Origin of the sequence: Levilactobacillus mulengensis (assembly GCF_003946045.1) — a bacterium.
Classification (GTDB): Bacteria; Bacillota; Bacilli; order Lactobacillales; family Lactobacillaceae; genus Levilactobacillus; species Levilactobacillus mulengensis.
The window spans coordinates 308,483-331,242 of the sequence record NZ_RHNW01000002.1 but is presented as its reverse complement, the minus strand read 5'-3'; the positions used below and the strand labels follow the sequence as shown (position 1 = coordinate 331,242).

Genomic DNA, 22,760 nt, shown 5'->3' with positions numbered 1-22,760 from the left:
TCCGAGCCGAAGAGCGGTCTCGGAACTTGCTTTGAGCCTCTGGGAAACGAGTCTCAAAGTCACCATTTAGCTCTAGTCAGCAGGGCTGACTAGAGCTAAATCCCCCGGCTGAGCCTATTTGCCCCGCCCTCACGGCTTGGACTGGTTTAAGGGCGTAATAAATTGGTGTCTCTCTTCGGGGGGGGAATTCGTTTTTACGTTGACTCAGCTTGGAAAGTAAACCAGGTTACGTGTGACGCTCAATAGTGAAGCCTAGTATTAGCTGGAACGTTGAATTGGTTCTAGCGTAGTAAACGAGTTGGCCAGTCTGAGTGACCAGAGGCGGGTCAACCTGAACAGCTGTGTCGATGGCATTAGCTGAAGGGGCTATTTCAGCTTAGGCCATGGGTCGACCTTGGAAACTCGCGGTTTTAGCGAGGTTTCAAGGCGAGGTGGAAGCCTGTTCCCCAGGCTGGAGCCGGGCCCCACAGCAGGGCAGGTTGAACCCGCCGCCGGGAACGAATGTCAGAACGGACACGCCAACCGTAGCCGTTTACGAACCGAAACAAATTCGCTGGGCACCACCCAGCTTGAGCCGGAGGCAGCCAGGTACAGAGCCTGCTGTGTCGGTGGTGTTGGACCGAGTGGGCTTCTCGGCCCTACAGCACGGGACGACTTTTGAGACGCGTGGGCTTCGCGGCTTAAAAGCGAGCTGGAGGACCGCCTCTCAGGCCGGAAGCGGGCCCCACAGCTGGTGGCGTACCTGGAGGCCGCAGGCGGCATGGTTTCGTAGAACTCGTCAGCCAGCGAATATTTTCCAGGTAAACCACTAGGGAATCTGGCGAGATACGGTATAATAAAGCTATTGAATGGATGGGGGAGATTCACAAGTGAGTGTATGGCAACGCTTCGTAGAAAATGTCCGGCTCCGGCGATTTACGGTACTGGCGCTGATTATCTTTGTCCTGTGGCTGATCAGAGCGGAAATGAACATGATTCTACTGACGTTTATTTTCACGTTTTTGGTGCTGCAGCTGGTCAAGGCGGTGCGCAAGGTCGTCAAATTACCGCCGGCGTTGATTGTGACGGTAACCTACGTCGTCATCATTGGCGGCCTGTATTGGGCGGTCACAACCTATTTACCGCAGATCTTGAATTCATCGATGCACGGGATTGAACAGTTATTTAAGTTCTATCAGAATCCGAAAAATGACAGCAACGAAATCATCAGTTACGTGGCGAACTACATCAAGACGTCTGACATTGTGAGCCAGCTGCAAAATGGCGCCAAGCTCGTCCTGACGTACGTTTCCACGATTGGCTCATTCGGGGCGACGCTGTTTATGTCAATGATCTTGAGTTTCTTCTTCACGATTGAAAGTAAGCAGATGGGCGAGTTTTCCAAACGCTTCCTGACCAGTACTTACGGCTGGTTCTTTGAGGATATCAACTTCTTTGCGACCAAGTTCGTCAACACGTTTGGGGTCGTGCTGGAAGCGCAATTCTTCATTGCCCTGTGCAACACCGTGATTACCACGATTGTGCTGGCCTTCATGGGGATGCCGCAACTGCCAACGCTGGCCATCATGATCTTTATCCTGAGCCTGATTCCCGTGGCCGGGGTCATCGTGTCCGTGGTACCATTGACGATTCTGGGGTACTCAGTCGGTGGGTTCCGCTACGTGGTCTACATCCTAGTGATGATCGTCGTGGTCCACGCACTGGAAGCCTACGTGCTGAATCCCAAATTCATGTCGAGCAGAACGGAACTCCCCATCTTCTACACCTTCGTGGTCTTGTTGGCGGGTGAGCAACTGTTTGGCGTTTGGGGCCTGATTGTCGGGGTGCCAATCTTCACCTTCTTCCTGGACATCCTGGGTGTCCGGCCGGTCCATGGCCTGCATCAGCCACCCCACGTGGATGTGCAAAAATTACGTGAAATTCGGCGCAATTACGGCCCGAGCAGCGATAAAAAAGAGTAAATGAACGTGGCGCAGCCGAAATGGTGAGCGCCACTTTTTGTTAGGTTGCGGGCGCTCTGAGAGTTCTCACAGAAGAAAACGGTTTCATGTAAAGAACCACACAATTTAGCTGAAATTCGCGGCTAGATGGTGTAAAATGACAAAGTATTCTACGACAGAAAGAGGTTATAAGTGATGGCAAAATTAGTATTGATTCGCCACGGCCAAAGTGAATGGAACTTGGCAAACAAGTTCACTGGTTGGGTTGACGTTGATTTAAGCGAAAAGGGTGTCGAAGAAGCTAAGGCAGCTGGGAACAAGATCAAGGAATCTGGCTTGAAGTTCGACTACGCTTACACGTCAGTTCTGAAGCGGGCAATCAAGACGTTACACTACGTTTTGGAAGAATCCGACCAACTTTGGATTCCAGAAACCAAGACTTGGCGTTTGAACGAACGTCACTACGGTGCTTTGCAAGGTTTGAACAAGAAGGAAACCGCTGAAAAGTACGGCGATGACCAAGTCCACATCTGGCGTCGTTCTTACGATGTTTTGCCTCCACTTTTGGATGCAGACGCTGAAGGTTCAGCTGTTAAGGACCCACGTTACGCAAACTTGGACCCTAACATCGTCCCCGGTGGTGAAAACTTGAAGGTTACCCTGGAACGGGTTATGCCATTTTGGGAAGACCAAGTGGCTCCTAAGTTGCTTGATGGCAAGAACGTTATCATCGCCGCTCATGGGAACTCATTACGTGCCTTAAGCAAGTACATCGAACGGATCTCCGACGATGACATCATGGACCTCGAAATGGCTACTGGTGAACCAGTTGTCTACGACTTCGATGACAAGTTAAACATGACTAACAAGACGAAGTTGGGCAAGTAGTCCTTCTGAATCGAAGCCGCCTCGCACATGGGGGGCGGCTTTTTCGTGGCCTGAAACTGGCTATCAGTATAGATAATTCGCAACTAACCCATAAAGAGAAAAGAGATTGAATTTGGCAAACAAAGAAGTATCACAAATTGAAATGATGAAGATTATTGCACTGTTTAGAAAAGAAGGATTCAAGGGTGAGTACGAAACGTTCCAACGCGTCAGTGGCACCGACCGTGAATTCTTCGTGGTCATGAGTAATGAACAGGGAATCAAGGCGCTGTTCCGGGCAAGCCTAATGCTCAACGCCGTTGAATTTCAGTATGTGTTAGATGACAAGCACACGTTTGTGACGGAAGATGCGGACGCTAGCTAGTTTGAATCAGGATGTAGCCACTAAAATGGCTACATCCTTTTTTTGTGCAGTAATTGGGGACAAGTATAAGGAAAGCGACTGGTGGTTCGTATCTTGCATGTTTATGTCCCTTAAGTATAAACTCAAACTGGATTAGACTAATTTATTCTAGGAGGGTTTTCGATGAAGAAAGTTTTATGTGCAACAGCAATTCTGACCGTAACTTTAGGGATGGTCGCGTCGGTTGTTTCAGTTCCAGATGTGGCTTCGGCAAAAGTGAAGAGTGCTAAGGTCGTGAAGACGACTAAGCTCAATAAAATAGCCTATCAAACTACTGGGGGATATATTTATACTAGTGCCAAATTGACTAAGAAAAAGTACAATGCGGCTAAATACTTAAACACAAAATTTTACGCGACAAAATCATCAAAGGTAAAAAAGCGAAATGGCAAGTCGGCCATCTATTACTACGTGCAGAGCAGTAATAAGCGTATTAAAGGCTGGATTTGGAAAGGCAATCTGCAAAAAGTCCAGCAGTATGGTCAGGCTAAGAAAGATGTCGCAGCCATGAAGAAAATTGTCTTGAACATGACACCGCGGGCTCAGAAGTATATCATGCCACAGTTCGATAAGCTATCCTTGAAACATGCCTACTCAACAGAAAATGCGCAAAATAATTTAGCTCAGGTTTCCGTAAGAATCGCGGCGGAAGTCTATGATGGCAATCAAGTTGATGTTGCTGGCGGAATCGCTGAATATCAACTGTTTGCTGGACGTTTCAGCACAAATGTCAACCGCAATTTGCAACGATTATATGCTAAGTATCTGGACGCTGTAAATGGTGGCGATTCGTTCGATACGCAACGGGTTCAGGCCACAGAGCTGGCAAATGCTATGGCTGATCCAATTGATGGGCTACAGAGATAGTCATTGTTGATAGTGGGAGTGTAGATTATGAAAAACAAACTTCTTAAAACACTTTTAATTTTTGGGCTGATTGTTGGCGTTTTTCTAGGAATGGATACGCAGAAGGCAAATGCTTCAAAACGTTATTATGTCACTACGCCCAAGAGTTTGCGAGGTACTTGGTATTCTGTTGTGGATGGGAGCCTCTTTCAACGGGTTACGATTACAAAGTATAAGTTTGAAACGGAACGGATGCGTCCCAGCACAGCCCTTGGCAATATGAGCATAACATTAAGCGGCAAGCATTTTTCTTCTGGACTCCATCATCCTGATCTTGCTGTTGCGGCTCATAAATCGGCTAAAGGGTACTGGACACTCGGTGGTGCGAACTTTGGTGGAATTTATCATTTTAAAAAATGGACCAAAGATACGCAAGGAAACGCAACTTTAAGAGAATGGCTTTTTGGTGATGAATCTGGTGTGGACATTCGTTATTACTATTCCAGAAAGAGTATGTATCCTCGGGTAAAGGCTTTGCGAGAGAAAAAGGTTTTGTCTTGGGACGACTTTGTTGTGAACTGACTATGTATCGGAAAGAAAGTTGGGACGAACTAACACGCTAAATTTAAGCTATCCCAAATGAAAGAACGATGTTGGCGTTGGACCACCACTGTCAGAAGTAGGAACCTTATTTCACAGTTCGTATGAAGAGATTACATGAGCTAACTCATGTAATCTTTTTTGTTACCACAATGATAGCCATTAATGGACCACCTTAACCACATACTACGCTACTAACTTTCCCCTAAACAGGTAGCTACATTCTGTTGCTGTGTAGGAAATGCAAGGAAGCGTTGCTTAATAGTTACCGGTAGAGTTCAAGGAAAGGGGATGGCCAAAGTGCTGTTCCGAAAGGCAGATGATTTATCTAATATTAGAGCTAAAGGTGGTGAGCGTGAGATGGGCGATAAGATTGAAGTATCAGCACTACATCACTTCTACCGGGGGCTTAGTGAGCTGGTGGGGGTAGAATCAATGCTAAAAATCTATCACCAGTACAAAGGAATGCAAATGACGATTCCAACACATTTGTACGATAGAGAGTTAGCGGCAAAAAGAGTTAACGAAGAATACACCGGTCACAATCAACAAGAGTTAGCTAGAAAGTATGGCTACTCCCAGAAGTGGATTCGTCAGGTAACACGAGAAAATAACAATCAAGAAAAAGTTAATCAAAAAAATCATGAGGAGTTGTTGTAGGTATGAGATATTGTGTGAAATGTGGTCACGAGTTAGCAGAGGGTGCTAAATTTTGTCCATCATGCGGTCATCCAGTAGAACAACGAGAAACGGTTCAACCACAAGAATCAATGAGTCAGAAGACAGCTGTGCAACCAGAGCCACAGGCAGCGCAAGGGCAACAGCAGGAATCGTATCAACAAACGGTAGAAGATGATCAACCCCAATTGGGTTTTGTTGGGAGCATCCAATATATCTTAAAGCATGCTTTCGAATTTAATGGGAACATTCCTGAAAGTCGTAAGTCTGTGTTCTGGTGGGGAGTCTTAGGTGTGTTGATTTTGGACATGGTTTTAATCTTCATTCCTGCCATCGGCTGGTTACTAGGCTGGGTTGCTGATATTCTATTGGTTTCGGCGACTATGAGACGGTTAAAATACATTAATCAGAATCCCGGCTTGGGTTGGCTGCTCCTTATTCCAGTCTTGACGATATATCCAACGATATTGATGCTTCTTGATCGGAAGGGGGATTAGAAGAGTGAGGAAGAAGGACATTATTGCGTTTGTGATTGTTGCTGTAGTGATTATTTTTGGTGGCTTCATGTTTGTGAAGACCCGTATCGCTGTGTCCGAGAACCGGTTGGCAGCCAACATCACTAAGGCCGTTCAAAATAAAGATGGCCAGCTATTTTTAAAGCAATTTGCTAAGGACCAACAAAACATCAAATTTAGTGAGATTGGTGCGCAGAGTATCGTGAAAGACATGCACAACAATTCAACTGACTCCATTGGCGAAATCGGTAAAATAATTGTGGATGGCCGGCACGTCGCTGGGACTAAGACCACATATGAATTCAGTGTTGAGAGTAAGAAGGTACTGGGGATTTTTGACAGTTACTATCTGACAACCCGGAGATCACCAGTCAAGCTTTATAATTACACCGGTAACGGGGACCCGCTGAAGGTTAAAATCACTGATGGTGGTCGAAACCAGACAATCACTAAGCAAGAATTGAGTAGCGGACTGTTCCCTGGTAAGTACAATTTTGACGTTTCTTCAGGGGATTACGATGGCTCGTACTGGATTTGGGGCAGTGGTGCTGGTGATACCATTGACCTTGAAATTACTAACGACGATTACTAAGATTCACACAACGAAATAATGCATGACTCCCCCAGAAGAGTCATGCATTATTTTTTGTCTTGGAAAGAGGATACCAGTGCTGAAGGTACTTTGATCCGCCAATTAGGGAACTTCATTACTGCGACAATAGGTAGATATCTCATTGTTGTTTTCAGAATTTATATGGAGGGTGTGTGGATAGCTTGGGTAGGTAATTAGAGAAGTCGGGTATTGAATGGTGGTAGATGAGTCACTAACTTGAGTCGAAGCTAGTGGCTTTTTTGATTCGGATCATAGGAACATAGAAAAAATGAGGTGTAGCTTAATGAATAACCAGAGGATGTGGAAGGATTGGATTCGATTGAAGATGGTCAGCGCTAGTCAGCGAAGAATTCCTTTTGATTTAAGTAGCGAAGCAGATGTCTTGGGACGAGATGAACTGGATGACAACCTATTACCTGCTGATTTGAATGTTGAAAGATTACCTGAGCAAGTGCTTGCTTACATGTATGAGGCTGATGGAAGTAATGTATGGGGGTATATTCTTACCAGTGAGCGTCGAGATATCATATATGTGGCGGGTGTATTGGTGGACGGCAAACTGAGTTGGGCTGAGTTAGGGGATGAGGTCAGATGAGAATAGATTGCTACTTAATGAAACGAATCTTATTGAAGATGGGTGCAGCCGTAATTGTGGAGTTGGTGCGAGTTGTGGATATCCAGGCTAAGGAGGCTCGGAAGCGAGGGTGCGTTTAGATTTAAAATGAAAGATGGTAAACACTGTTATGGTGTTTACTATTTTTTTTGCTTTAGCTGACTACTTTACGTATAATGAATTTAAATGCAAACAAACGTTCTGGAAAAGGATGAAATAAGTTAATATGCTGGAGGTGTCTATCATCAATAATCCATTTAAAAATCCCTCTGCTCTTGGAAAACTTAGTGAGGGAGTGTCTGCGATAGGCAGGCAACAAAAGCAAGTATCTGCTTCAATCTTGAATAATGGTTCTGAATTATCTGCCGTAGTTAAGGCGATGGATAATTTATCAAATACCGGCAGCTGGAAACAGTTAAGAGTATTTGAATCAATTGCACAACAGCCAAGATACGAAGATTTATCGGCATCAATGCGCATGTTGTCAGATAATATGGGACGTATTGATAAAATGCTTAGTTTATCACGGACAGATATCTCAGCACCAGTATCGGCTATGAAGGATAGTATGGATAAAATATCTAACATGTCTCGACCTGTATCCATGCAGCTAAGCCAGTTTATGAAAAATGGCGTAGGCATAGCTGGAACTCATTACACTGAATTTCAAAAAAGTTTGATAACGATGAACGCTAGTATAGATCAACTCAATAAGGTTGCAAGTAGTACTGCGTTTAAGTCATCTTTACGTCTCTTGTCAGAGTCTAGGATAAATTCGGGGATTAATTTCGACGTAAGCATTGCCAATAAGTTTATTTCCAGAACAGAAGCTAATGGGTTTAGTAGTTTCTTTGAAAGAATGGTTACTGAAAGATTACCTAATGAGTCTGAGAAAAAGATAATCCGGAACAACATGAGAAATCTTGGAAAGGGAGATGTATCAGGGTTTGCTGCGCTTACTGATGATGAAGTTAATTACACGCAGTTTAATACAGTAGACATAGGCAGAGTGCAAGATGAGATTGATGAATCAGAGCAGCAGGTTGCACTAGATGCTGTACAGAATCATTCAGTTGGAAAATTAACTATGAGTCAGCAGTCATGGCTGAGGTTTATTTGGGACTGTATAGTTTTTCCTTTGCTTGCAGTTGCAGTTATGAATTCCACAGCTGGAACGCTTAGCGGGTACTTTATAGATAATGCTTTACCAAATACTGTATATAATATGACGGAACGCGCTAGAGGGAGAAACTTAGGACTTAATTGTTACAAACAAGTTGTTGCTGATAAGTTGTTTGTTAGATTATCACCTCGTAGAAGTAATAGCCCTATTGTCGGTATTTCAAAAAAAGATGATGTTATGCAAGCTGTAGAGCGAAAAGGAAAATGGACACGAGTAAAGATAGACAGTCAGCACATCAAGTATGGTTGGGTGATGTCCCGTTACATGAAATCTGTTAAGGCGGAAGGATAAATTGATTTGGATTTTTTTCGTAATAAGAATAGATCATTTTTACAATTAAAGTGAGGTGTACTGTAAGTGAGTATATTGGAACAATTAGCAGAGTATATGTCGGCTAAAAAAATAATTCCTTTTCTGGGAGCAGGATCATCAATAAGGATTGCACCAGACTGGAATCACTTAACGGCGCTAATGAAAACGGCATTATCTAAATCCACTGAGAGTGATGATAATTTAGCGATTGCACAAGAATATGAAGATGAGTTTGGACGTGCAGAACTCTGCCACTTTTTGCAAAAATATCTCGAAATTTCTTCATTTGATGATGAGCTGGGAGAAGTACCGTTGACGTTCCTCGGTGGAGCCTTTCCAGTTATTTATACTACCAATTTTGATAATATGATTGAGTCCATGATGACGAAGTATAAGCGTCCTCTACAGGTAATCTATACACAGCAAGATGCATTGAAGGCGGATAATTTACATCAGCAATTAATTAAGTTTCATGGTGATTATACACATCCTGATGAGTTGGTTTTTACCAAAAAAGACTATGAGGCTCGTATGGATAAGGGGTCGCCATTGGATATAATTTTGAAATCTCACTTAATGACAAATTATTTACTGTTTATTGGGTATAGCATGTCTGATCCTGATTTGCATAAACTAATTGATGAATTACGACCAATTATTGGAACTAACAGTCTCCCAGCATTTCTAATTGCCTATAACAGTAGCGAACAACTGAAGTCTATGTGTGAGGATAATGGTATTACACTGATTGCTCCAAAGGAGTTCTATCCGGTTGATGATAATGCAACGGCCTTTTCAAAACTGATGGTGAAATTAAGTGATATGGCATTGTCGGCAAATATTAAAAGGGAAGAGCATGATACTTTTAATACTAAATCGATTAGTAAGGTCGCTACAATTAGAGAGATTGAAGCACTTTCACATAACATGTTGACTGAAAGTATTGAGCAAATTTTTGACGAATTTCGACAATTGTATTCAGGATTTACTATTATTCCTCAAGATGCGTATATCTTAGTGTCCAATCAGATGACAGAGATTTATAAGCGATCGAATACATATCAGCAGATCAACAGTCTGAGTAATTATTCGGGTATTATGGATTTGATAAAAGTACGAAAGCTTAAATTGAAAAATATGTATGATATGTTGCTTGCAATTAAAAATCTTAGTTTAACTGGACAAGAATTAGGGAATATAGGGCTAGTTGATTTGCAGTCAACATGTACGTGTAATGTCGTATTGGCAGCGATTGTTTGTGATAATATTGTTAAAAAAGAAGAAAAAGTTCCGGGAACATTTTGGTCATATCTAAGTAAAGTAATTAAGGGGAGTATGCCGTTTGAGAAATTACCTCGAGACCTACGAGTATTCGCACGATTTAAAATAAAGACAGCTCACTTGATGGCGCATACAACGTATGAAAATCCATTGGATCGCCAATCTATTATGCAAAAATATTTATCTGATAAATCCTACCAATTTAAAAAAAGTATTTCTGAAGCTGATGTTGGTTATTTACGACAGCTAGTAAAGTGGCATGGAGAACTCGATAATGGTTAGATTGGATTTTAAATTATTTGTAAGTAAGTATTGGCTGGCGAGTTGAGATTGTTTTGAATATTATGTCCATTTTCTTGTCACTACCTGGCACCTATTCAAGAGAAGCATAGTTGTGAAAGGCTGGCCTAGCAACCAATCTACTGTACTGCTCTCAACCCTTTCTGGGAAGACCAAGTGGCTCCTAAGTTGCTTGATGGCAAGAACGTTATCATCGCCGCTCATGGGAACTCGCTCCGTGCCCTTTCCAAGTACATCGAACGGATCTCCGACGATGACATCATGGACCTCGAAATGGCTACTGGTGAACCAGTTGTCTACGACTTCGATGACAAGTTAAACATGACTAACAAGACGAAGTTGGGCAAGTAGTCCTTCTGAATCGAAGCCGCCTCGCACATGGGGGGCGGCTTTTTCGTGGCCTAAAACTGGCTATCAGTATAGATAATTCGCAACTAACCCATAAAGAGAAAAGAAATTGAATTTGGCAGACAAAGAAGTATCACAAATTGAAATGATGAAGATTATTGCACTGTTTAGAAAAGAAGGATTCAAGGGTGAGTACGAAACGTTCCAACGCGTCAGTGGCACCGACCGTGAATTCTTCGTGGTCATGAGTAACGAACAGGGAATCAAGGCGTTGTTTCGGGCAAGCCTAATGCTCAACGCCGTTGAATTTCAGTATGTGTTAGACGACAAGCACACGTTTGTGACGGAAGACGCAGACGCCAGCTAAATAGTCGAAAACACCAAATAGGACTAGCCCACAGTTGAGGGGCTAGTCCTATTTGGCGTTCTGTTATTTAATGAAATTTCAAAAGCGACGTGAAGGTTAAACTACTTTGCTGGGGACAAGAAGATTGCCGCATCCCCTTGGTTGACACCTTCGCCATAACCATCTTCGGTCTGCACGCGGACACCAATGTGCCAGCCGCGATACTGGGCCCGTTTGGCGGCAGGATAGCCAGCCTGCGTCAACAGGTTTTGATAATTCTGTGTATCCATGGTCATGGACGAGTTACTTAAGTGAATGTAGGTTTCACCGGTTGGAACCGTTGGTGATTCCTCACCATCGTCAGTGTAAACGACGCTACCCGCTTGGCTAGACAGCTTCTGGTCGACCGTCGTTCCTGGGAATAAGCTCAAGATTTCTTGGATCAGTGTGTTTTCATTTGTGATTGGCAAATTTTCCGCTGGATCAGCTGGGTTGGTCTGAGTTGTCACCGTAGATGAAGCTGGTTTTTGAGAAGTGGCTGTTTTCAAATAGCCCCGCCAAATCCAACCTTGGAGGGTCCCGTCGCCACTCTTAACGTGGTAGTAAATGGCATTAACACCCTTGTTCTTTTCGTACAGTTTTTCATGAGCATCCGTATACCAGACAACGGTTGGGGTCACGTCATTGTTACTATAACGAATCCCCAGGTGCTTTGAATAACGTGCGCCGGTAGTTGCCATCAGAGCATGACGTTTCATACTTTTACGCCAAACCAACCGGACTGACTTGGACCGAGCCGCTGAATACTGACTGTTCGCGGAAGCTGTGACGCTGGCTGCTCCTAAAACGCCAGCTCCAACTCCCAAAACCATTAGCACTTGTATAACTTTTTTCATAATTAACTTTCCTCTCCTGACACTTGAAAATGACCTGGACAATCTCCGATGTATCTTGGTTGCCAGCTTATGTACCGGCAATCACTCATCATTGTAGAACTAACACAGGAGGGTGACAAGCACATGTTTGTGATGGAAAACTTGCGTAGAAGAAAGTAAACAAAAACGGCTAGATTCAGCCGAAAATCTGCCAATTTTAGAGGACAGATTGGCCAACTAAGTGCAACACTTCGTCGAACAATTACAGTCAATAATCAATTGATGTCGAAGCAAATCGTTGATTGAATACAATATAAAATGTCAATGTCATGTGGAAATTCCAAATGAATTTCGATATACTAAAAGCAACTCACAACAGATGAGTAATCATTATTATTCTGGGGTAATCGATGGTAGTCAGTAACTATTACCACAGGTTCAGGGGGATTTTGACATGCATTGGGGAGCAGAAGTCAGGCGACACCAAGCCACACGACACATTAAAAGCTGGATGGTCACCGCAGTTATTTTAACCGAAATTGGTGGGCCACTCATCACACCGGTGAGGGCCCTAGCGGCGACTCCCATGACGGCCGAGCAGGCCCCGGGGAATCGCTCGGGGGAGACGCCTTTGGGGAGCTCGTCTTCGTCGGATGGACTGAACGAGGACAGTCACAGTGAAGCAAGGTTGCCGGCAGCGGAAGTCACCGCGCCCACAACGGCTGAATCGGATGCCGGCACAACTCATGAAACAGCGACAACGGAGACTGTGGCTAAGCCCAAGAAACCTGACACACCTAAGCCGGCTACTGTCGAGGTCGACAGACCACGTAAGACCAGCAAACCGGCCACCGAGTCGATTGACCAGTGGATGCCAAATAAACGGCTCCAACGGGCAATTTTTTATCAACTGACCCATCTCATTCCAGTCCCGGATGATGACAAGACTTGGCAGTCGACCGCTGACATTACGAAGGCTGACATGAAACGGTTGAAGGCATTATTTATTGGTTATTACGGCGGTGAGAATGGCGAGTCGACCTACAACCCGGATGGCGAAGAATACCGGCTTGATGGACTGGAGTACGCCACTAATTTAGAAACCCTTATGATGGGTGGTGGGGGCACGGATGAAGCGCCCTATCAAAATTTTGGCAATATTAAGAACGTTTCGCCGTTAAAGAATCTGACTAGCCTAAAAACATTATGGCTGAGCAATAACCAAATCAGTGATGTATCGCCGCTGGCGGGGCTAACCAATCTCACGGAGTTGCGACTTCATGATAATTTTATCGCGGACTTTTCAAGTCTGAAAAATATTCCGGCTGATGTCAGTGATAATCAAACGTATCAGTACATATTTCCAGAGCCTATCAAGGTTAACTCGTGGACGCGAAAGGCTCACTTGAACATTCCGATTCATTTACAAAACGGCGAGCTAGCCACGGGTGTCGTCCAACGACTCGAGGATATGTATTTGGTCCACAATTATAAGGGTGGGGCCTTGGGTTACGGTGGCAATCCCGTTAATTTTTGGTACACCCAGGGTGGTGAAGTCACGGAAGATGGCAAGGGTGGACTCGACTTCGCGAATATTAAAGACCAAGCTCAGTTTTCCGAGGGTGGCGATCAGGCCGGTAATTTTTATTTCTTAATTGCAAAGTATGTGAAGGGTGATTATTTCTTTTGGATTGTACAAAGGTACGATATCGGCGATGCCGCCGAGCCAGTCACGGTGAACTATCAGGATGAACAAGGCCAGGAACTGGCGGCCAGTCAAACTTTGCAGGGGGATATCGGTGATGCCTATCAGACGCAAGCCACCGCGATCCCCGGCTATGAGCTAACGAAAGCACCCGTCAACGCACAGGGGACGTTTGGCGAAGAGCCAATCACGGTGACCTATATTTATCGTAAACCGCTCCCCGTACCACCGGTTACCCCGCCGACACTGAACCCGACACCTAATCCACAACCGGTGCCCACCCCGGGGTCGAAACCAACCTTGCCGGCCATTAAGCAAGGTCGCGTGACGGTACATTATCAGACCGCTGAGGGGACACCGGTTCACAGCAATACCAGTGTTGTTGGCCAGGTGGGGAGCGGTTATCAGACGCAACCATTGCCGCTGGCAAACTATCATGTCATTGGTCGGCCAACGAACGCTGTCGGCATCTTTGGCGAGCAGCCGGTGGACGTGACTTATATCTACGCGCCTAATGTGGTGGGTGGTGGCCAAGGAGATGGTGGTGAGCCAGCCAAACCAACTTTGCCAGTTGAAAACGGAGCAGCAAGTGGCAACGGCCAGACCAATCGGCCAACCGCGACGTTGCCAATCCAGGTGGGGAGTGCATTTGCGACAGCGACGAAATCTAAGAAACAACCGGTGGCTTTGCCTGCTACGAATGAACGGGTCATGCCGATTCATTGGTTAGGTTGGGGAGTCTTGGTTGCCTGTCTTGGTGGCTGGTGGTTTAAGCGGCGCCGACAGTAGAAATATAGTCGCATGGCTGAAGGGGGTGAGAATAAGTTAGGACTTAAATATACAAGAAATATTGAGGGCTAACATACATTTGGATGGGGATTATCTTGGTAATACGGACTTAGAATTGAATAGGGGTGAAATACGTGTTGAGTCTTGATGATAGGCAACCGTTTCCGATAGAGAATGAAATTATTGAGTATAAGGAAGTATTTAATGAAAAGTGTAAAAGAGAAATTGCTGCCCTTCTAAATGGTACACAACCAGCGTGTATTTACTTTGGGGTGAATGATCTCAGTCGTAAAGTTACGCACATCTATACGGATGATGAAAAACATGAAATTGAAGAGCAAGTGGGGCGTTGGTTATCAAGTCCCATATATTATCCGAGTCCCGTGGGTGTCGTACATGTGCGGACGGATCGACAGCTTTTTTGTATTGAGATACACCCTGGAAATGCCAAGCCCTATTTCCTAGATGGCAGGGTATATGTCAGGAATGGCTCAGAATCGATTAAGGCGTCTCAAGAACGTGTTACTAAAATGATTGCATTTCAGGATTTAAGCTCGTTTGACGTTTCAGAATCACCTATTCAAGAGTTGAAGTTGGATGAAATTGAAAGTGTCTTTAAGCGAGAAAAGCTTAACTTTAAAGCCAAAGCTTTAGGATTTTTAAATTCACAAGGCCTGTTTACAAATGTTGCTTTCCTGATGAGTAGTCAAAATAATTTTGTGGTAAAGGTTGCTATTTTTGATGGTGTGAAGGTTGATCAATTTAAGGATCGACGAGAGTTTAGTGGATGTTTGCCAAAGCAGATTGACGAAATTCTGACATATATCAATCTAAACAATCCATTATCAGCACGAATCACAGGACAAGCGATGAGAGACGAAAAGAGAAGTTATCCTAGCGTTGCCATCCGTGAGGCAGTTATTAATGCAATTGTCCATCGTTCTTATTTCAGCAAATCGCCTATTCAAATTGAAATTTTCGATGACCACCTGACTATCATGTCTCCAGGACCTTTGCCAGGGGGAATGAAACTGAATGCCGTGTTGGCAGGACAAACACTTCCTAGAAATCCACAGGTGGTTAAGGTTCTTAATAAGCTGAAGTATATTGAGGACTATGGAACGGGAATTAGAAGGATTTTGAGTAGTTACGATGATGAGAAGAAAAAGCCGGAGTTTAAAACGAATGAGGATTTTGTAAAGGTTTGCCTTCCAAATTCAAACTATAGACAACACCTTTCTAAGCCAATATTCCCTGACGTTGTAGAGATTGATGAACCCGGAGCAGTCAAGGTGGTTCTCGATGAGCAAGGACGGATTGTTGAATATTTGAAGAATCATTTATACGTTACCAGAGCAATTGTTGAATTGATTTTGGAAGTAAAGGGAACACAGGCCAATAGATATTTGAAGCAGCTTGTTGATATTGATGTTTTAAAAAGAGTTGGTGCGGGCCCTGCAACAAGGTATGTATTGGTTCATCAGATTCAAAATAAATAGATTCACCGGGAGATACCGGGAGATACCGGGAGATACCGGGAGATAGAAGTGTTCCGTACGATTTTTGCGGTTACAACTACGTGACGAAGTATGTTTTTGGGGGGCAAACTTCCATGGCTGACGGGTTAGAGCATTAGTTACTATAAAGATGGGGCTAGACACTGGTACTTAGCCGAAGATAATAGCCATCAAGAGGGTGGAGACTATGACTATTTTGAGGTCAAGCTAAGCAAGTCACATAAGACGTTGACGGTTAGTAATCTCTTCTTTGATAAGGACTGGAATAGCCATCGAACGTATACCAAGATGCACAGCTTTACCCATTTACCTAAATGGCATGGTCATGCGGCCAAGTAAATTTTAAAAAGAAGTCAAAGAGAACGCGAGACGTGTTGCAATTGAAAAGCACACGTCTCGTGTTTTTTCGTAATCCTGAGGTGCGAACGCGCCAGTCAAACTGAATATTTGATAGTAGAAGCAGGTTGATTAAGGCAACCTGTTTTTTTATGAAAAATGTGGCTAGAAGTAAGTGAGGTTTAAACAAGATTGAGGTAGCGATTATTATGAAAATAATTCACCATGTATCTAATTGATGCGAACTGGCGATTGTTAGCGATTCTTCCTAATGAAACAAAGATGTTTATTTAAAAGTAAACCGGCTAAAGGGATAATCTATAGCGCTATATAACACTTTTGGTAACACATGGAATCATTTGTTACTGTGACTAAATGTGGAACATAAACGTCTTGAATGTTAGTCCCATCACATTTATAATGATACTGCAATTGAAATAGCCGTGAAAAGGTTATTATAAATGACGGTTTCGGACTAGAATGTTTATAGATTGCTTTTTAGCTGTAAGACAGTGCCGCCAAGTTTATGTACAAATCTGGCAGAATGATGACTAATCAACTGATTTCCAACAGACTGTTTTAAGTGAGCAAAGGCAAACACGCTTTTTAAATTCCAAGGAATTTCTCGAAAGAAGCGACTAAGTTCATGCGGGAGTCTACGAGTTAATCATGAGGATTATCGGTAGGTTAACCAATGAAAGGGAATTTTACTAACTGGTCGCCGGCCGTAATATCCTGGCAATCGGTTATCAGAATTGTCAATCGGATTCTGGGGATGGATTTATTTTAAACAAATAAGTATTCGGTACCATTTAAAAGGGAGAGGTCAAGCTTGAGACAAAAAGTAGCAAATCAAAACGCGAAGAAAAATTTCATTTTATACAAGGGACATACGGGCTGGAAAATTAAGACCCGTTTATTTGGGACGCTTTTAGTTAGTCTTTCTGCGGTAGCTATCGCTGAAAGTACCGGCGTGGTTGACGTCCATGCGGCAACGGGGGATGAGACCCCAGTTGCGGATGCATCTTCAGTATCAACGCCAGCGGTGACGGGGAGTGCGACACTTAAGACTGGGTCAACAAGTGACTCATCGAAGCTAGGAACCACTTCCGTACAAGATGCTTCAGGCCAAGGCACCTCAGGCCAAAGTACCTCAGGGCAAGATACTTCAGGCCAAGGCACCTCAGGCCAAAGTACCTCAGGGCAAAATACTTCAGGCCAAGGTGCCTCAGGCCAAGATGCTTCAGGTCAAGGTGCCTCAAATCAAGATGCCCCAGCGCAAGACGCTCCTAAAGCCGTTAAAGCAGCAGTGGCAGAATCTGCATCCGTTACGTCAGATGACAATGCGGCACAACAATACCCAGTACTAACACCCGGTCAACAGGTGGATGTTAGCAAGGTTGATGGTACAGATGGCACGGTTAAACTCACAGCTGACCAGATTAAGGACCATTTCAAGGGTACCCTTGTGAATAATGATGCCAATGATTCGAATACCACTGGTTCTCGGCCATATAACACACATGATATTTCCATCAGTGATACAGGAGCCGTTGATTTGACCAGCACAGGTTCTCACGATTTTTATAATTCATTTGGCGATAAAGGTACGATGACCGGCCACCAGGTAGCCCACGTCTCCTTTGAACACGAAATCGATTTTAGTCATGACTTTTCGATGACTGGAGCTTTAGGAATTGGGAATAATGCCAATGTTGGAAATAATCCCGAGGACGGTGCGGATAGTGTTGGGATTATCTTTGCTCCCGGCGACCCTGCAACCGCGACCAAGGGTGGTTCAGGGCGGAAGCTAGGGCTAAACGGTCTGGACAATGCTTTTGGATTCGTCTACGATAATCTTCACAACAATGCCGAAGATGGTTATGTTGCTGATCCCGGCACGGCGGATTACTTTGGATGGCGGACAACGGATAGTCAAGGCCACCTTCAAGCAGATACCGATACGGGGATAGTTGCTGCAAGCTCGTTGAACTTGAATGATCGAACAAAAAACCCACTCAATGATTTCACAATGACTTATAATGCTTCAAAGAAACTATTGACAGTTACTTTGGGTGGACACGTTTTTACACGAACAATCAGTGATGTTACCTCTGGATACTCTATTTCAATCGCCGCTTCTACTGGTTACCAAACAAACAATTATTCAGCTAGAATTGATTCTTTTGATTACACACCTAAGACGACGCAAGTAAATGCTAACTTTACCTCTTCAACGACTACGCCCTTGGCGACGACTAGTGCCACTACGCCGGCATCAGTAGTGGCTAACGTTGGGGATACTGTTTTAGTATTTTCTTCAGAGGCGGCTGCACAGCGGGCCATTGCGGCAGATCCTAAAATAAATCCTAATTTGGTGACGGTAATTCCAACCGACACAGATGGCGATGTGTACGTTATTGATGGGAGTCAAGCTTCTACAGCTGGACCGGTCCATTATATCGGTAACGATCAAACCGTATCAGATGGCGCCTACTACAGCTATGCGGTGACTGGGGATGCGACTCAAAGCATGTCAGTTCCAGTTAGTTTGACTTATAAGGCAACTGTCACGCCAATCGATAAAGCGACAGGACAGTCGATTCCAGGGATGAGTCCCATCGTAGTGAATGCAGTTGCTGGTAAGAGTACTGTGGTTCAAATCCCAGGGTTTACCCCAGCGACAATCACAATTCCTGCGCCTGTAGATGGCCAGCCAGTTAACTATAATTTAACAATTGATATGAGCAAGACAGCGGCTGAAGGAACCACGACGACCGGGGACGTTAACCCAATTGCTCATTACTACACGGCTTCTGGTACAACCATTGACGGCAAGCCAGTTAATGCAACCGTCACGGTAGGGACCAACCAATCTATCACTGACGCCCTTAACGGCCAACTCGCAACTGATGGTGCTACGGCAGGGATTACGAGCGATGACTACTACTGGTCTACTGTTCCTACTGCTGATGGTTCTGATTCTACCGATTCCACGACGCCTCAGGATAGTAAGAGTATCTTGGTTCCAACTCAGTCGACGCTAGATAAGTGGATTCAACAGGCGACCGACAATCAAACTAAGGCCGATACTGAGAAGGCTGCGGCGCAAGATATCTATGATAAATTTGTGGCTTCACCTGATATTACGGATGAGCAAAAGACTGCCGCAAAGAGCTTATTGGACTCTGTGAACAACGTCTATGACCAACTTTCGAAGACCAATGCGGATGCTAAAGCGTCTCTGGAGGATGCGAAGAATTCAACGGATCCTGCAACCATTGTTAAAGATAGTCAGGCTGGTTATGCTGGCATCAGTGGCATGGATACGTCACTCAGTGAATTTAAAAACGATGTAGATAATATGTCGACGACTAACGCCGCAACCCAAGCTAGTATGGTGACCTTTAGCTCTTGGTCTCAAGTCTACGGGACGGCATTGGGAAATCCTAAAGCTGATTTTGGTGATGGGTTTAGTGCTACGGCCTCTGCTGACCAATTGGCTGACCAATTGACAGGTTTATTTAAGGACCCAGCTAACTTTTATTATGTCGATGCACTTGACCTAAATACACACGTTACGCCAAAAGATGTTGGTACCTACTACTTCAAATTAACGGAAGCAGGACGGAGCTATATTAAGAGTTTGACGCCAGACAACCCGAATGCTGGGCTCTACGTTTCTGGGACGCTCACGATTACTCCCGCAGCTGCAACACCAACGATTCAAGACAGTAGTGTGGTGTACGGTGCAGTGCCAACGATCACGGGTAGTTTAGGATCGGATTTAGCAAATACAGACGATCCACTTAATCAGAATGATTTTGAAATTATTGATAATACTACTAAAAAGGTTGTTTTGAGTAATCAGCTACAAGCTGGCGGTGACTACACGATCCAATACACCACTGATGCACAGAACAATTTGAAGAAAGACACGAATTATACTTTTGGTAATTTTGGAACGGCCAAGTTAACCGTTACCCCAGCGGATGGCAACGTGACTGTAACGGGGACCAGTGTGACTTATGGTGATTCATTACCAAGTCTGTCAGTCTCAGTTAATGGGGCACCGGCTACTGCGTATCCTGCGAACAATTTTAAGTTTGTTGATACAACGACAAACTCGGTGGTAACTGCTGCTAAATTACCAGCTGGTAGCTACACGGTACAATTAACCCAAGCTGCTCAGGATGCTCTGAGTGCGGCCAATGGCAACTTCAAACTTACTTTTGGGACAGGTACATTGACCGTGAACAAGCGGCCAATTACGGTGAACATTACTGATGTCACTACTGATTACGACGGCTCGGCACATGGTGCGAATGGCTTTAGCATTGCAGAAGGTGATAAATTAGTCGATGGCGAAAAGAGTGATGCGCTTGCTGTTACACTGAACCCAATCTCTGAGACTGCTATTGGGACGTACACAATTACTGGAAAGTCTGATTCAGCAAACTATGACGTTACCGTTAACAATGGGACACTGAAGATTTTGGGTCAGACTGATGATGGTAAGGGTAATAAGACAACCACTGAAAAAGATGCAGCTGGTAAAGTGGTGCGGATTGATAAGCAGTGGGCTGATGGCAGTGAAACAATTTACACCTATAATCCAGATACTGATGTTAGATCTGTGAGTGAACAAAAAGATAAGGTGCAGGTTGGTAAATCACAATCGCTTACCAGTGATGCTAAGGTGACGTTAACTGATGGTGACACTGAAAATACGAGCACTACTGTTACCCTTGACCCTAAAACCAATCAGCCGACGTTTGAACATGATACAACGACGCCTACCGACAACAATACGACTACGACGACAGATACCAATGGGAATGTTGTTAAAGTCGTTAAGACGTGGCCAAAGGATAATAGTACGACAACGTACACGTATGATCCTTTGAATGGTGGAACGCAGACGGTCACGGAAGAAAAAGAAGGGGAAGATCCTGTTACGCAGGAATTCACCGAAGGTGCAACGCAGACAACGGTAAAGCAAGGTGCCACTGATACAACTGTTACAGCACAGCCGGGGTTAGCACCAACGTTTGCGCATGATACAACGACGACGGATCCCAACGACAGCACTACGACAACGACGACAGATGCCGATGGTAATGTCATCAAGGTCGTTAAGACGTGGCCAAAGGATAATAGTACGACAACGTACACGTATGATCCTTCGAATGGTGGAACGCAAACGGTCAAGGAAGAAAAAGAAGGGGAAGACCCTGTTACGCAGGAATTCACCGAAGGTGCAACGCAGACAACGGTAAAGCAAGGTGCCACTGATACAACCGTTACAGTAGCAAAACCAGGTTCAGCACCAACGTTTGCGCATGACACGACGGACACAACGAAAGATGATTCTGGAATCGTTACTACTGTGACAAAGGACGATGCTGGCAATGTCATCAAGGTCGTTAAGACGTGGCCAAAGGATAATAGTACGACGACGTACACGTATGATCCAACCAATCATAACGCGACGATAACTGAGGTAAACAACGGGAACCAGACCGATCAGCACAAAGATGTTTCTTCTCCTTCGACGACCACGTTGAAGAGTGGGGATGGCGTTGAAACCATCGTTAACACGGGACAACAACCAGGCGAAATGCCAACGTTTGAACACGACACGACGGCGACAGTGACTGATAAACTTGGTAACGTGACTGCCACGACGAAAGATTCTGACGGCAATATCGTCAAAGTCGCTCAGCAATGGAAAGATGGTAGCGAGACTATCTACACCAACGACCATGGCACTCAGATGGTGACGGAGCAAAGAAACGGGAAGACGGTTGCTCAGAAGACAATTGAACAACCAGTTGTTGACCCAGATAACCCCGATGCCACCAAAGCTTCGGAAGTGACCCTGTCGGATGGTGCCGGTGGGACCGCCACTATCAAACTCGGTCAAGATGGCGTGCCAACGTTTACGCATGCGCCAGCTGTCTACAGTGGGGGTGTTAGTGCACCAACCTCAGACACGGCCGCCGATAAGATTGTGACGTTTACCAAGCAATGGTCTGATGGTCTTCAGGTCGTTTACACGTATGATCCAGTAAGCGGTAAACGGATGATTCAGGAGTTGGACAACGGCAAGCTCGTTGAGCAACGCACGATTACACCAGGTGTCTTACTGGCAGTTCTGTCTGACGGCAAGGGCGGGTCGACCACCATTGAGTTTGACGCGGACGGCGCAGTCGCTCCAACCTATTCACGTCGGCTTGATGCCGTTAGCCACTATGGCGCGTCACAGAAGAAGCCAACGAAGAAGATCGATGCAGCCCAAAACAACAACGGGCGTAAGCAAGCAGCCGCTGCGAAGCCACTGGCTCAAAATGAAACGACTCGTCGGGTTAATGGCGCACTGGCGGCTAAGGCCGTTGCCACTAGCCATGAGTCGCAACAGGACGGTCAACCGGCAGAGCAACAGTCAACAGAGTTGCCACAAACGGGTCAAAAGAATGAAGGTTTCTTGGCTCAGTTAGGTGCACTCTTATTAGCACTGCTGATCACGCCATTTGTTCGTCGGCGTTCACATTAACTTGAGTGACTAGAACTTTCAGAAATACAGATACGCGAAGAGGCCGTCTCGAGTCGAGGGACGGCTTTTTTCGTGTTCGTTGGTCGCGGGAAACTACCCGGTAATCAGGAGAAAGG

16 protein-coding genes and 1 pseudogene are annotated in these 22,760 nt (G+C 44.9%); 16 read left to right on the top strand and 1 reads right to left on the bottom strand.

All coding sequences use genetic code 11. The features are described 5' to 3' along the window. Positions 1–869 precede the first annotated feature (869 nt). The 13 genes and pseudogenes from EKM84_RS03750 (at position 870) to EKM84_RS03690 (ending at position 10,887) form a co-directional block, all read left to right on the top strand. Complete coding sequence (locus EKM84_RS03750; RefSeq protein WP_125763797.1) at positions 870–1,961, top strand: AI-2E family transporter; 1,092 nt, start codon at positions 870–872, stop codon at positions 1,959–1,961. A gap of 174 nt (positions 1,962–2,135) precedes the next feature. Further along, complete coding sequence (locus EKM84_RS03745) at positions 2,136–2,828, top strand: 2,3-diphosphoglycerate-dependent phosphoglycerate mutase (RefSeq protein ID WP_125763795.1); 693 nt, start codon at positions 2,136–2,138, stop codon at positions 2,826–2,828. A gap of 112 nt (positions 2,829–2,940) precedes the next feature. Then, on the top strand, positions 2,941–3,192 hold the full coding sequence (locus EKM84_RS03740; RefSeq protein WP_125763793.1) for a hypothetical protein: 252 nt from the start codon (positions 2,941–2,943) through the stop codon (positions 3,190–3,192). A gap of 162 nt (positions 3,193–3,354) precedes the next feature. Then, on the top strand, positions 3,355–4,098 hold the full coding sequence (locus tag EKM84_RS03735) for a hypothetical protein (protein WP_125763790.1): 744 nt from the start codon (positions 3,355–3,357) through the stop codon (positions 4,096–4,098). Positions 4,099–4,125: 27 nt separating this feature from the next. Next, on the top strand, positions 4,126–4,659 hold the full coding sequence (locus EKM84_RS03730) for a hypothetical protein (protein ID WP_125763787.1): 534 nt from the start codon (positions 4,126–4,128) through the stop codon (positions 4,657–4,659). A 318-nt stretch (positions 4,660–4,977) separates the two neighbouring features. Then, entirely contained in the window at positions 4,978–5,337 is a 360-nt protein-coding gene (locus tag EKM84_RS03725) for a Mor transcription activator family protein (protein WP_225418126.1), read from the top strand. Between the two features lie 2 nt (positions 5,338–5,339). Further along, positions 5,340–5,852, top strand: coding sequence for a zinc-ribbon domain-containing protein (locus tag EKM84_RS03720; RefSeq protein ID WP_125763785.1), 513 nt, complete (start codon positions 5,340–5,342; stop codon positions 5,850–5,852). A 4-nt stretch (positions 5,853–5,856) separates the two neighbouring features. Beyond that, complete coding sequence (locus EKM84_RS03715) at positions 5,857–6,462, top strand: zinc ribbon domain-containing protein (protein ID WP_125763783.1); 606 nt, start codon at positions 5,857–5,859, stop codon at positions 6,460–6,462. Positions 6,463–6,766: 304 nt separating this feature from the next. Beyond that, the gene (locus EKM84_RS03710) at positions 6,767–7,078 is read left to right on the top strand and encodes a hypothetical protein (RefSeq protein ID WP_164511295.1); all 312 of its coding nucleotides are present in this window, start codon (positions 6,767–6,769) and stop codon (positions 7,076–7,078) included. Between the two features lie 244 nt (positions 7,079–7,322). After that, positions 7,323–8,570, top strand: a complete 1,248-nt coding sequence (locus tag EKM84_RS03705) for an SH3 domain-containing protein (RefSeq protein WP_164511294.1) — start codon at positions 7,323–7,325, stop codon at positions 8,568–8,570. A gap of 66 nt (positions 8,571–8,636) precedes the next feature. After that, positions 8,637–10,154 (top strand): SIR2 family NAD-dependent protein deacylase, encoded by a 1,518-nt coding sequence (locus tag EKM84_RS03700; RefSeq protein ID WP_164511293.1) that lies wholly within the window; start codon positions 8,637–8,639, stop codon positions 10,152–10,154. Positions 10,155–10,310: 156 nt separating this feature from the next. Beyond that, positions 10,311–10,523, top strand: a pseudogene (locus EKM84_RS03695) (2,3-bisphosphoglycerate-dependent phosphoglycerate mutase); the annotation flags it as partial. Positions 10,524–10,629: 106 nt separating this feature from the next. After that, entirely contained in the window at positions 10,630–10,887 is a 258-nt protein-coding gene (locus EKM84_RS03690) for a hypothetical protein (protein ID WP_225418125.1), read from the top strand. A gap of 101 nt (positions 10,888–10,988) precedes the next feature. Here EKM84_RS03690 and EKM84_RS14265 read toward each other — a convergent pair whose 3' ends face one another. After that, on the bottom strand, positions 10,989–11,624 hold the full coding sequence (locus EKM84_RS14265) for a hypothetical protein (RefSeq protein ID WP_191988060.1): 636 nt from the start codon (positions 11,622–11,624) through the stop codon (positions 10,989–10,991). A 571-nt stretch (positions 11,625–12,195) separates the two neighbouring features. Here EKM84_RS14265 and EKM84_RS03680 point away from each other — a divergent pair. The 3 genes from EKM84_RS03680 to EKM84_RS03670 all read left to right on the top strand — a co-directional run bounded on the left by EKM84_RS03680 (position 12,196) and on the right by EKM84_RS03670 (position 22,644). Then, positions 12,196–14,235, top strand: a complete 2,040-nt coding sequence (locus EKM84_RS03680; protein WP_125763773.1) for a MucBP domain-containing protein — start codon at positions 12,196–12,198, stop codon at positions 14,233–14,235. 137 nt (positions 14,236–14,372) lie between these two features. Next, the gene (locus tag EKM84_RS03675) at positions 14,373–15,734 is read left to right on the top strand and encodes an ATP-binding protein (protein WP_125763771.1); all 1,362 of its coding nucleotides are present in this window, start codon (positions 14,373–14,375) and stop codon (positions 15,732–15,734) included. A 1,186-nt stretch (positions 15,735–16,920) separates the two neighbouring features. Next, positions 16,921–22,644 carry a lectin-like domain-containing protein gene (locus EKM84_RS03670; RefSeq protein ID WP_125763769.1) on the top strand — a complete coding sequence of 1,908 codons (5,724 nt, stop codon included), beginning with the start codon at positions 16,921–16,923 and terminating at the stop codon, positions 22,642–22,644. The last annotated feature ends 116 nt before the right edge of the window (positions 22,645–22,760 follow it).

Excerpts from the sequence above, each read along its gene's own strand:
- EKM84_RS03745 (WP_125763795.1), top strand. The coding sequence starts at position 2,136 with ATGGCAAAATTAGTATTGATTCGCCACGGCCAAAGTGAATGGAACTTG.
- EKM84_RS03735 (WP_125763790.1), top strand. The coding sequence starts at position 3,355 with ATGAAGAAAGTTTTATGTGCAACAGCAATTCTGACCGTAACTTTAGGG.
- EKM84_RS03730 (WP_125763787.1), top strand. The coding sequence starts at position 4,126 with ATGAAAAACAAACTTCTTAAAACACTTTTAATTTTTGGGCTGATTGTT.
- EKM84_RS03720 (WP_125763785.1), top strand. The coding sequence starts at position 5,340 with ATGAGATATTGTGTGAAATGTGGTCACGAGTTAGCAGAGGGTGCTAAA.
- EKM84_RS03710 (WP_164511295.1), top strand. The coding sequence starts at position 6,767 with ATGAATAACCAGAGGATGTGGAAGGATTGGATTCGATTGAAGATGGTC.
- EKM84_RS03705 (WP_164511294.1), top strand. The coding sequence starts at position 7,323 with ATGCTGGAGGTGTCTATCATCAATAATCCATTTAAAAATCCCTCTGCT.
- EKM84_RS14265 (WP_191988060.1), bottom strand. The coding sequence starts at position 11,624 with ATGAAACGTCATGCTCTGATGGCAACTACCGGCGCACGTTATTCAAAG.
- EKM84_RS03680 (WP_125763773.1), top strand. The coding sequence starts at position 12,196 with ATGCATTGGGGAGCAGAAGTCAGGCGACACCAAGCCACACGACACATT.